Raw genomic sequence first — 9,593 nt, 5'->3', positions numbered from 1 at the left:
AAAAATCCCGAGACAGTGTAGATCGGAAAGAGGCGAGAAAAAATTTTAGCCTTATTAAATAAAATTTCATATTTTATTGCGCTTTCGCTAGGCATTAGGTTTGCGCCGTTTTGTGCTTGGTATTTTTTGACGTAGCTTAGCATCTTTTCTGCGCCGCTCCAATCCCCGCTTTCTTGGGCATAGACCACGGACGAAACGAATATTCCCATCATCTTTTTAACTTCAGTTGATTCGTTTTGATCCAGCGCATCGCCTAGATATAGCGGCGAAAGCCACTCGTTATTTTTAGCGTTCTTAACCGGAATAATTCTAAAATAATCCCCCATAAACGCCGAGTAAAAGACGTTTACGCGCTCGTTTACCTTGATGATCTCTTTATCTAGCACGCCACGATTGCCCAAAGGCTTGCGGTTGATCTCCTCGACCATTTTATCGAGCTTGTAGTAGCTCTCGCCGCCTTTAAATTCAAAAAAATCCATCATACTGGCGTGGCTTTGCTTCTCATCCATACCTAGAATTTTTTTAAGCTCCGGCTCGCTAACCTTGATAATCGGCGCACGCCTCCAGTAGCTTTGATTTAGCATAAACGAAAGCGCGGCAGCGTTATGATTTAAAATTTCGCCATTTGGCGCCTTGTAGTTGTCGGCGCGGTAAATTTTATTTAAAAGCTCCCTAGAAACTGTATCAAAAGGCTCCATTCGCCCATCAAATCCCTGAATTACGAGGCTTGCTAGATCCTCACTAAATTTAGGATCAAATTTCGGCACGGCTAGCTCGCCTCCCATAGTAGAAAAATTATGCGGCGGGATGGAGTCTTGCTCTGCTGCAGATTCTTGCGAAACGGAGCTCTGCTTGGAATTTTCGGCGGCGGAATTCTGCGTGGAATTTTGCACAAAATTTTGCGAAGTAGAATTTTGCACGCTAGCCGGGCTTTGCGGCGCGGAATTTTCTGCGGCTGCATTTGAGGCAGAATTTTGCGAAGTAGAATTTTGAGTAGTGGAGTTTTGTTCGGCATTTGCTGTGCTAGGATACAATGCGCTCAAGCTCAAAGCCAACGCGCCTACTAATGCCAATGCTGCGCCTTTAGTACCGCGTCGCGATTTTTTGGCGCGTTTTGATGCAGAGCTTTCTGCGGAGCTTACGGGCACCGAGCTAGACGCCGAATTTTTAGAATTTACATCTTTTTCTCGAGCAAGATGCGTATTTTCGCTGATTAAGCGCGAGAGCTTGAAAAAGCGCGAGCCCCGGTTGAAAAAGTTAAAAAACATCCCTACGCAAAGCAAAAAATAACCGATGTAAGTTGGAACTTTACCGGGGTCTTTATTGACCGAAAGCACGGTGCCGCGCTCGTCTGTATCGTATGAGCTTTGGAAAAATCGGTATCCGCCGTAATCGAGCACATGATTCATAAAAATATCATAATCAAAGCTCGTATTGCCGTCTTTTAGCGTGATTTCGCTTTTATATCCGGAGGGCGAATTGGTGCCCGGGTAGCGATCCATCACAAAGTCGCGAAGCGCGATTTTAAAAGGCAGATGAAGCATCTTTGGCGCCAAGGCTACGATGAAATTCTTATCACCCACCTTGTAGCTAGCACCATGAGAATCCCTAGGCACGTAGATTTCGCGACTCTGCCCCGCAAAGCTTAGCGTAGCTACTACGCCAGGCTCACCCGGTAAATTCGCAGCTACCGGGACGAATTTCTCGACCGCGGAGCTAAGCAAGCTAACGGGGGCGAAATTTATTCCGTCGAAGCTGTAAAGCAAAAGATTGCCTAGCGGATTATCCTCGTTTTTCTTAAGCGGCGCAGTGCTCATATCAGCCATTTTAGTGGCGTTTATATCAAGGCTTGAGTTTAGATAAAATTTGCCGTCTTTGGATTTTATGTAGATGAAATTCTTACTCTTAGGCTCAGCGTTAAAAGTGATACTAAGCTCGCCTATATCCATGCTTTCACCCGATTGCAAGGAGACATTTTGGCTGCCAACATTGTTTGAAAATAATAGTTCCACGCGCGCAGGAGCCTGTCCGGTCGGATCTTGCACCCATTTTAGCTCGCCGTGTTCTACGAGCTCTTTAAATTTTAAATTTGCGATCCTGCCCTCTACGTCTAGATTGAGATCGAAGTTCATCCGTCCTGCGCCGTTTAAAAATTTGCTCTCGTCGGCGGAGATAAACTCGCCGTCACTGCCTAAAGTAAGGAGCTGAACGACCTCGTCTTTAGTCGTTACGATCGAGCTCTCGCCGCCCTCTCTTATATGGATATTGCCCTCAAAGCCGAAATATCTCGTCAAAATCGCTCCAGCAAGCATAAACAAAAAGCTTGCGTGAAAGATTAGCGCAGGCAGCGTGCGAAGTTTAATCATGCGGTAGCGATAGATATTGTAGGTTAAATTTATTCCCAAAAGCACCATCAGCGCGCCAAACCATGCAGTAGAATAAACCATCGCCCAAGCTACTTCCGTACCGTAAGCGGTCTCTATGAAAGTGGCGATCGCACAGGCTAGCGCCAAAATCAGTAGCATCACTGACGCGCACTCCATACTAAAAAATGTCTTCATTGATTTCCTTTAGATTTACGAGGGTTTTCAAAATCGCGAGATTTTAGCAAAAATTGCTTAATTTTTCATTTTACGACCTGCAAGCGCACGCCTACTAGCGTAGCGCGAATATGCGTTAAGATGCTTTGATAAAGCGGTCAAATTCTCATCTTAGGCATTCGCTTAGGAATTTAACGGCGCTGATAAATTTTGTAAAATGCTGCAGAATTTGGCAAAATTCTATTAAATTTCATGCGCCATCTCATCGCATAATTTCTAATTTAGAATTCCGCTGCGATAAAATTCTATCTTTGCGGAATTCCTTATTATTATTTTTTGCCTTGGGTATATGCGAGCTCGCACACGTCGCCCACAGCTTGGTGGCACGGGATCGCCGAGATCGAGTTATTGGGCGAGCCATCGATCACTTTGTCTGAATAAACCAAATAGATTAGCGAGCCCTGCACCGCGTCGTAAAGCCTAACTACGTGGGTCTTTTTGAAAATGAACGAGCTGCGTTTTTCAAAAATATCCTCTTTTTTCAGCTCCTCTTTGATGATGATTTTAGGCGCTGTCTGCACGCACGACACAGAGGCTTCGGAGCGGTCCTCCTCCACACCGATGATCTCTTTGGCGCCGCCTTTTTTGGCGTAAGAGACGTAGCAGGTCACTCCATCAACCTTAGGATCTTTAACCGCGATAACTTCGATGCGATCGTCTTTGCCAAAAATTCTAAACGAAGTATTTACGCTACCTACGAGCTCGTAATCGCCCGCGCAAGCAAAAGCCACTAAAATCGCCGCTAGAATAAATTTTTTCATAACCATCCTTTGGAATTTTAGCGGCGATTTTATCATTTATAATATAAATATTAAGCAAGTTTTTATAAAATACCGCGATTTAAATTTAAAGGAATTTTATGATCGAAGATATCTTTAGAGAATACGATATTCGCGGCATCGTGGGCGAGGAGCTAAACGAGCGCAGCGTAAAGGCGATCGGCTTCGCGCTTGGCAAACATATCGCAAATTTAGGGCTTGAGCGCGTTAGCGTGGGATACGACGCCCGTCTTAGCGCGGATGAGCTTTTCGGCTATTTCGTAAGCGGGCTAAATTTTGCCGGACTGCGAGTTTATAATATCGGCTTGCTGCCGACGCCAGTGGGCTATTTTAGCGTATTTACGCATAAATTTGACGCAAACGTAATGATCACCGGCTCGCACAATCCTAAAAACTACAACGGCTTTAAGATTACGATCGGCACGGACAGCTTCTTCGGCGAGGATTTGAAACGCCTCGGCGCGCAGGTGCGAGAGCTGATCGGTTCAAATTTTAAAATTCCAACCGATATAAGCACTCAGAAGTACGACATCTTAAGCGAGTATCTAGCATATTTTGAGAAAGAATTTGCGGCTCTTAAGGGCTTTGCCGCGCCTTTTATCATTGACTGCGCAAACGGAGCTGCAGGCGTTACGACTACTAAAATCGTCGAAAGGCTAGAGCTAAACGCTAAAGTTTTATTTCCACAGCCAGACGGTAATTTCCCAAACCACCACCCAGACCCCAGCGAGGAGAAAAATTTAGCCGATCTTAAAGCTGCGATGAGCCGCAACGGCGTGGCTTTGGGCTTCGGCTTTGACGGAGATGCCGATAGGATCGCCGTGCTAACTCCGCGCCGCAACATCAAAGGCGACGAGCTAGCCTGCCTGCTTGCCCTAAATATGACCCATCCGCGCATCCTAGGCGAGGTCAAATGCTCTCAAGCGATGTATGATACCATCGATAAGATCGGCAAAAGCTTCATGGGCAAGACCGGCCACAGCAATATCAAAAAGGCGATGAAGGAGCTCGGTATCGATCTTGCCGCGGAGGTTAGCGGGCATATCTATTTTAAAGAGCGATATTTCGGCTTTGATGACGGCGTATATGCGATGATGCGCGTGCTTGAACTCGTAGCTAAAGGATATGATTTAGACGCCGAGCTAGACAAGCTGCCGCGAGTTTTTAGCACCGACGAGATAAAATTTAATACGAGCGAGGAGGCGAAATTTAAGATCATCGAAGCTCTTAAAGCTCAAATCCACGCAGGTATCGCGGAGCTGCCACCCATCCGCGATATTATCGAGATCGACGGCATCAGAGTGCGGTTTGATGACGGCTGGGCGCTCGTACGGGCAAGCAACACCACGCCCGTGATCGTAACCCGCTTCGAGGCTCGCAGCCCCGAGTTTCGCGACGAAATGCAGCGCGTATTTTTAGGTAAACTAGAAAATTTAAAGGACCAGAGATGAACGAATCTGAAAAGCAAGAGGTTGAGAAAAATATAAAAGAGCTTTTGGCTGCGAGAGCGGAATTTTTTAAATTCTTAGATGAGCGCGAGCCAAAAATCGCGAGTACCCACGTGTTTGATTTCGAGCGCGCAGGCGCGGCTAGCTTGAAAGAAGTTTATGCGAAATTCTACGGCTACGATTACGCCGCGCGCAAGCTGCTGCCATACTTATACCGCACTTACGGACTAAATTTCGATGTCTGAGATCATCTTAGATCGCGCCGCTTATGTGCACAATCTAGCGCAAATCGCCGCCAAAGTAGGTGGAGCGGAGCGAGTATTTTTGGTAGCCAAGGATAATTCATACGGCCATGGCTGCAGGCTTTGCTGCGAGGAAGCGGCGAAACTAGGCTTCGTACACGCCGTAACGCGAAGTGCTACGGAAGCTGCGCAGATTGCGGATTTATTTGATGAAATTTTAGTGCTCTCGCACATTCCGCGCGGGAACGAGGACGAGCGGTTTTGCTACGCAGTAAATGATCTGAGCTACTTCGCGCGTCTTAAACGAGGGCTTAAAATTTATATCGTTGCAGATACTGCTATGCACCGCAACGGCATCGGTGCGAGCGAGTTAGATGAGGCGCTTAGGCTATGCAGGGAGGGCGGATTTAAGCTTCGTGGCTTTTTCACACACTTTCGTGCAAGCGACGAGCTAAGCGGCGATTTTTTCGCGCAGAGGCAAAATTTCATAGAATTTAAGCGCCTCGCAGGGCAAAAGGCCGCCGCCGCGGGCTTTGAAAATTTAAAATTTCATTCGAGCAACTCCGCAGCTATCGAGCGAAGTGCGGGTTTTGAGGACGAATATGTGCGCGTAGGCATGGCGCAGTTTGGCTATCCGCAATTTGACGAGAGCCTAAATTTACGCCCTGTGCTAAAGCTCTATGCCGATCTGATCAGCTCGCGCGTGCTAAAAAAAGGCGAGCGCGTGGGCTACGGCGCGAAATTTGAAGCGCCACGCGATATGAGGATCGGCACATACGATCTGGGCTACGCGGACGGGCTTTTGCGCTATGACGGCGAGGGCGAGCTCGTCCTGCCGAGCGGTGGGCGGATGCTAGGCAAGATGTCGATGGATAGCTTCTGCGCGGAATTCGGTGGCGAGCGAGTTTGCGTGCTGGATGACGCGCGGATTTGGGCAAAACACTTCGGCACGATCGAATATGAAATTTTAGTCAAATTAAATTCCAATATCCCAAGGAGATTTCAATGAAAGAGCTGCAAGGAGAAAATAACGAGCGTATAGGTTACGACGATAAAGGCTTATCTGCGCGAGGCGAGAGCTTTGGCGGAGGAGAGTATCCGCGCCAAAAAGGAGGGCTTCATATCTTAATCAAAGCTTTAATCGTCTTAGTGATTGCGGCGATTGCGTTTGCGATATTTGCAGTGCCGGTTTACAATAAACTCGTAAGTAAAGATGAAGAAGTTAAGGCTGCGTGGAGCCAGGTACAAAACCAATATCAGCGCCGCGCCGACTTGATTCCAAATTTCGTAGAAACCGTCAAGGGCTACGCTAGCCATGAAAAAGATACCTTAGAAGGCGTCATAAATGCCCGCGCTAAGGCAACCGCTGTCAATATAAATGCAGAGAGCTTAGCGCAAGATCCGGAAGCGTTTGCGAAATTTAATGGCGCCCAAGGTGAGCTTAGCTCGGCCCTATCACGCTTGATGCTGGTAGTCGAGCGTTATCCGGATCTTAAGGCAAATCAGAATTTCGCCGAGCTGCAAAATCAGCTCGAAGGCACGGAAAACCGCATCGCCGTAGCGCGCAAGGACTACATCGCTTCGGTGCAGGAATACAACAAGCTAATTAGAACCTTTCCTACAAACATCATCGCGCGCATCGTAGGACTAGGCGGCGCCAAACCTAGCTTTAGCGCTGATAGCTCAAGCCAAAAAGCCCCTAGCGTCTCGTTTAAATAACGCTAAAGGCGGCAAATGCTAAGCGAGCAGTGTAAGCAAAGAATCCACGAGCTAATCACGAAAGCCGAAGCTGCAAGCGGTGCGCAGATCGTCTGCGTGGTCGCGCGCGAAGCAAGCGAGGACTGCGAGGCTAGCTACAGCGCGGCGGCAGTGACGGCGTTTGTGATCGGCATCATTATGTGCTTCGTGCCGCAAATAAGCAAAGCTGAGCTACTGCAGATCGTAGCGCTCAGCTTCATTGCGATTAAAGCTCTGCTAGCTAAATGTCCCGCGCTTTTAACTCTAATCACACCTAAATCTCGCAGACTTCGGCTCTCGGGCGAGTTTGCGATGCAAAAATTTTACGAGCGCTACGGCAGCGTAAAAGAAGCGATAATGTTTTGCGTCTGCGTCCGCGAACGCTGCGCTCATATCATCTGCGGCGCACGAGCGGCGGAGTTTATCTCTAAGGGCGAGTTTGAACGTATCACGACAGAATTTAACCCCAGCACGCAAGGTCTTGAGCCTGCTGTTTTAAAGGCGATGGACGCGCTGTGCGAGCTAGCCATGCGAGTGCCTAAAGATAGCGAAAATAACGAGATAGAAGAGACCTTGGTGGAGCTGCGATGAGAGTGGCTTGGAGATTTGCTTTTGCCCTAATGGCGTTATTTGTAGTCAGCACCGCCGCTCCCAGCGAGTATCTAGCCCGCCCAAACGGCACCGCTGTAATCGATGAAGCTGGTATTTTACGCCCAGCCGCGAGAGAGAGTCTGAATGAAATTTTAACGACTTTTGATAAAAATTCCACAAACCAGATCATGCTTGTAAGCCTAAAATCGCTCGGCGACTACTCTATCGAGGAAATCGGCGTGGAACAGGCGCGCGCTCTTGGTCTCGGGCAAAAAGGGCGCGACAACGGCGTACTGCTGCTCGTCGCTCCGCACGAGCATAAAGTGCGTATCGAGGTCGGATACGGGCTAGAGGGCGTGCTAACCGATATGCGCGCCAAGCGCATCATCAGCAATAAAATTCTGCCCTATTTTAGGCAGGGAGATTACGAAAGTGGCGTCATTAGTGGGATTTCGGCGATCATCGGCACGATCGAAGGCGGCGATATAAAATTTGATCCGCTTAACGCCAACGCGCAGCAGGATCCGAGTAACAAGGACTTTGCGATCTTTATGGTGCTTTTTGCGGTCTTGCTTTTTGCGATACTAAGTCGCCGCGTGACGCGTCGCAGAAGAAGCGACGAGGATATAATCTCGAGCGCAGACATCATAAGTGAAATCGCGCGCTCATCGCGCATGAGAAGCGGCTCATCCGGGGATTTTGGCAGATTTGGAGGAAATGGCGGTTTTAGTGGAGGCGGCTTCAGTGGGGGCGGCGGAAGTTTCGGTGGAGGCGGTGCTAGCGGAAGCTGGTAGCCACAGAAATTTTATCAAAATTCCAAATCGTAGAATTTTGTATAAATTTTAAAATTTCTAAATTCGGCTACTTGCGTAGAAAAACAGCACGAGCGGCTTGTCGTTGCCCTCAATCTTTAGCGTGCGCTCGGAGGGGTCGAACTTGGAGGCGAGCGAGGCGCCGTCACTGCTTAGATGGTGCTTCTGTCCGTCGCAGCCTGCGAGCAGCAGCGCGAACACGGCGGCAGCAACTTTTAAATTTAAAAATTTCATAATCTAAAATCCGTCCTTAAATCTACTTTTAAAACTGCTAAATTCGTTTTTAAATTTGCGTTTGAAATTTTAAAATTCACGGCGCGATGCCTATTGGAATTTATATCATAATCTGCGTTAGAAATTATGTCGCGATCTGCACTAGGGCGTATGTCGTAGTAAGTCATACTTTGGTTTACGCCGTGATCCTTGACGAGATTTATGTCGTAATCCGCGCTAAAATTTATACCGCGGTATGCATTGAAATTTATGTCGCGATCTATTATCGAGGCGTATGCCATAACCCACGCCGTAATCTGTGCTGAAGCGTATATCGCGACTCACGTTGTAATCCGCGCTAAAATCTATCTAGCGACCTGCCTCGCAATTCGTACTCGTAGCGTTTCGGTTTTTAAAATTTTGACTTTTTAAATTTTTACCCACTCCGCTCGGCGTCGCAACGGCGCTTGATATTTCGAGGCAAATAGCTTCGGCAGGATGTTAGCAGCAAAGAGTCGCACATGCACGCGCGAGCTTTATGCGGATCCAAAAAGAGCGCGGGCGGTGAAATTTTTAAATTTTAATGCAGCTTCATTTTTCATCATGTGAGCTAAATTTTACGCACCATCATTTTGCGCGCTAGAATTTTTGGCATCGGGATTTTTGCCGTTAGAATTTTCAGCGCCCCGATCTTCGCTGCCAGAGCTTTGCGAGGCGGAATTTTTAGAATTATATTTTTTGATATCGGAATTTTCTGTAGCCGAAGCATTTACGCCTGCATTTTTGCCATTAGAATTTTCGCCGATTAAATTTATTCTTTGTAGAATTTTAAATCCAAATTACGCGCCCTATTCTTTCATCGTGGCTTATTTATATAAAATTCCACCTGCGAAATCTCGATAAAATTTTGCCATTAAATTACGAAACGAAATTCTACCTCGCAATTCCGCCGCTATTTCTTGGCGATTTTATAGTAGCCGTCTCTGAAAACAACCTTACCCGCACCCGCAAGACGCTTTAAAAGCTGCGCGCTGGGCTCGTCAAACATCGCCTCCACGTCGCTCGTGCGCTGCGGACGGCGCGAAAGGGTGCGCAAAATTTCATCCTCGCTGAAGCTCAGCCGCTCGCTTGCGTATTTGGGCGCGGCGATGATATTTACGTTTTGATTTTC

The 9,593-nt window shown here is 47.6% G+C and carries 10 protein-coding genes and 1 pseudogene; 6 read left to right on the top strand and 5 right to left on the bottom strand.

What is annotated here, in order from left to right:
- Positions 1–2,561: cytochrome c biogenesis protein ResB (locus tag Q0174_RS04355; RefSeq protein WP_298041838.1), on the bottom strand; the 2,561-nt coding region annotated here is incomplete at its 3' end.
- 308 nt (positions 2,562–2,869) lie between these two features.
- Complete coding sequence (locus Q0174_RS04350; protein ID WP_298041837.1) at positions 2,870–3,361, bottom strand: CreA family protein; 492 nt, start codon at positions 3,359–3,361, stop codon at positions 2,870–2,872.
- Between the two features lie 98 nt (positions 3,362–3,459).
- On the opposite strand from Q0174_RS04350, the gene Q0174_RS04345 reads away from it, so the two are divergent.
- From Q0174_RS04345 to Q0174_RS04320, 6 genes are read left to right on the top strand one after another with little or no spacing between them, the layout of a single operon-like run.
- Positions 3,460–4,830 carry a phosphomannomutase/phosphoglucomutase gene (locus Q0174_RS04345; protein WP_298041836.1) on the top strand — a complete coding sequence of 457 codons (1,371 nt, stop codon included), beginning with the start codon at positions 3,460–3,462 and terminating at the stop codon, positions 4,828–4,830.
- Positions 4,827–5,072 carry a CmeU family protein gene (cmeU, locus tag Q0174_RS04340; RefSeq protein WP_298041835.1) on the top strand — a complete coding sequence of 82 codons (246 nt, stop codon included), beginning with the start codon at positions 4,827–4,829 and terminating at the stop codon, positions 5,070–5,072. The genes Q0174_RS04345 and cmeU overlap by 4 nt, the downstream gene beginning before the upstream one ends.
- The gene (locus tag Q0174_RS04335; RefSeq protein WP_298041834.1) at positions 5,065–6,078 is read left to right on the top strand and encodes an alanine racemase; all 1,014 of its coding nucleotides are present in this window, start codon (positions 5,065–5,067) and stop codon (positions 6,076–6,078) included. The genes cmeU and Q0174_RS04335 overlap by 8 nt, the downstream gene beginning before the upstream one ends.
- Positions 6,075–6,788, top strand: a complete 714-nt coding sequence (locus Q0174_RS04330) for a LemA family protein (protein ID WP_297916495.1) — start codon at positions 6,075–6,077, stop codon at positions 6,786–6,788. The genes Q0174_RS04335 and Q0174_RS04330 overlap by 4 nt, the downstream gene beginning before the upstream one ends.
- A 15-nt stretch (positions 6,789–6,803) precedes the next feature.
- Positions 6,804–7,397 carry a hypothetical protein gene (locus Q0174_RS04325; RefSeq protein WP_298041833.1) on the top strand — a complete coding sequence of 198 codons (594 nt, stop codon included), beginning with the start codon at positions 6,804–6,806 and terminating at the stop codon, positions 7,395–7,397.
- The gene (locus tag Q0174_RS04320) at positions 7,394–8,191 is read left to right on the top strand and encodes a TPM domain-containing protein (protein ID WP_298041832.1); all 798 of its coding nucleotides are present in this window, start codon (positions 7,394–7,396) and stop codon (positions 8,189–8,191) included. The genes Q0174_RS04325 and Q0174_RS04320 overlap by 4 nt, the downstream gene beginning before the upstream one ends.
- A 57-nt stretch (positions 8,192–8,248) precedes the next feature.
- On the opposite strand, the gene Q0174_RS04315 is transcribed toward Q0174_RS04320, so the two are convergent.
- From Q0174_RS04315 to Q0174_RS04305, 3 genes and pseudogenes are all read right to left on the bottom strand, one after another.
- Positions 8,249–8,443, bottom strand: coding sequence for a hypothetical protein (locus tag Q0174_RS04315; protein ID WP_298041831.1), 195 nt, complete (start codon positions 8,441–8,443; stop codon positions 8,249–8,251).
- On the bottom strand, positions 8,440–8,724 hold the full coding sequence (locus Q0174_RS04310; protein ID WP_298041830.1) for a hypothetical protein: 285 nt from the start codon (positions 8,722–8,724) through the stop codon (positions 8,440–8,442). The genes Q0174_RS04315 and Q0174_RS04310 overlap by 4 nt, the downstream gene beginning before the upstream one ends.
- 650 nt (positions 8,725–9,374) lie before the next feature.
- Positions 9,375–9,593 (bottom strand): annotated as a pseudogene (locus Q0174_RS04305) (hypothetical protein); the annotation flags it as partial.

This window comes from uncultured Campylobacter sp. (assembly GCF_937996225.1).
Lineage (GTDB): Bacteria > Campylobacterota > Campylobacteria > Campylobacterales > Campylobacteraceae > Campylobacter_B.
This window is presented reverse-complemented; position numbering and strand designations above follow the sequence as displayed.

Coding starts and splice junctions, on each gene's coding strand:
- Q0174_RS04350 (WP_298041837.1), bottom strand. CDS start 3,361: ATGAAAAAATTTATTCTAGCGGCGATTTTAGTGGCTTTTGCTTGCGCG.
- Q0174_RS04345 (WP_298041836.1), top strand. CDS start 3,460: ATGATCGAAGATATCTTTAGAGAATACGATATTCGCGGCATCGTGGGC.
- cmeU (WP_298041835.1), top strand. CDS start 4,827: ATGAACGAATCTGAAAAGCAAGAGGTTGAGAAAAATATAAAAGAGCTT.
- Q0174_RS04335 (WP_298041834.1), top strand. CDS start 5,065: ATGTCTGAGATCATCTTAGATCGCGCCGCTTATGTGCACAATCTAGCG.
- Q0174_RS04330 (WP_297916495.1), top strand. CDS start 6,075: ATGAAAGAGCTGCAAGGAGAAAATAACGAGCGTATAGGTTACGACGAT.
- Q0174_RS04325 (WP_298041833.1), top strand. CDS start 6,804: ATGCTAAGCGAGCAGTGTAAGCAAAGAATCCACGAGCTAATCACGAAA.
- Q0174_RS04320 (WP_298041832.1), top strand. CDS start 7,394: ATGAGAGTGGCTTGGAGATTTGCTTTTGCCCTAATGGCGTTATTTGTA.
- Q0174_RS04315 (WP_298041831.1), bottom strand. CDS start 8,443: ATGAAATTTTTAAATTTAAAAGTTGCTGCCGCCGTGTTCGCGCTGCTG.
- Q0174_RS04310 (WP_298041830.1), bottom strand. CDS start 8,724: ATGGCATACGCCTCGATAATAGATCGCGACATAAATTTCAATGCATAC.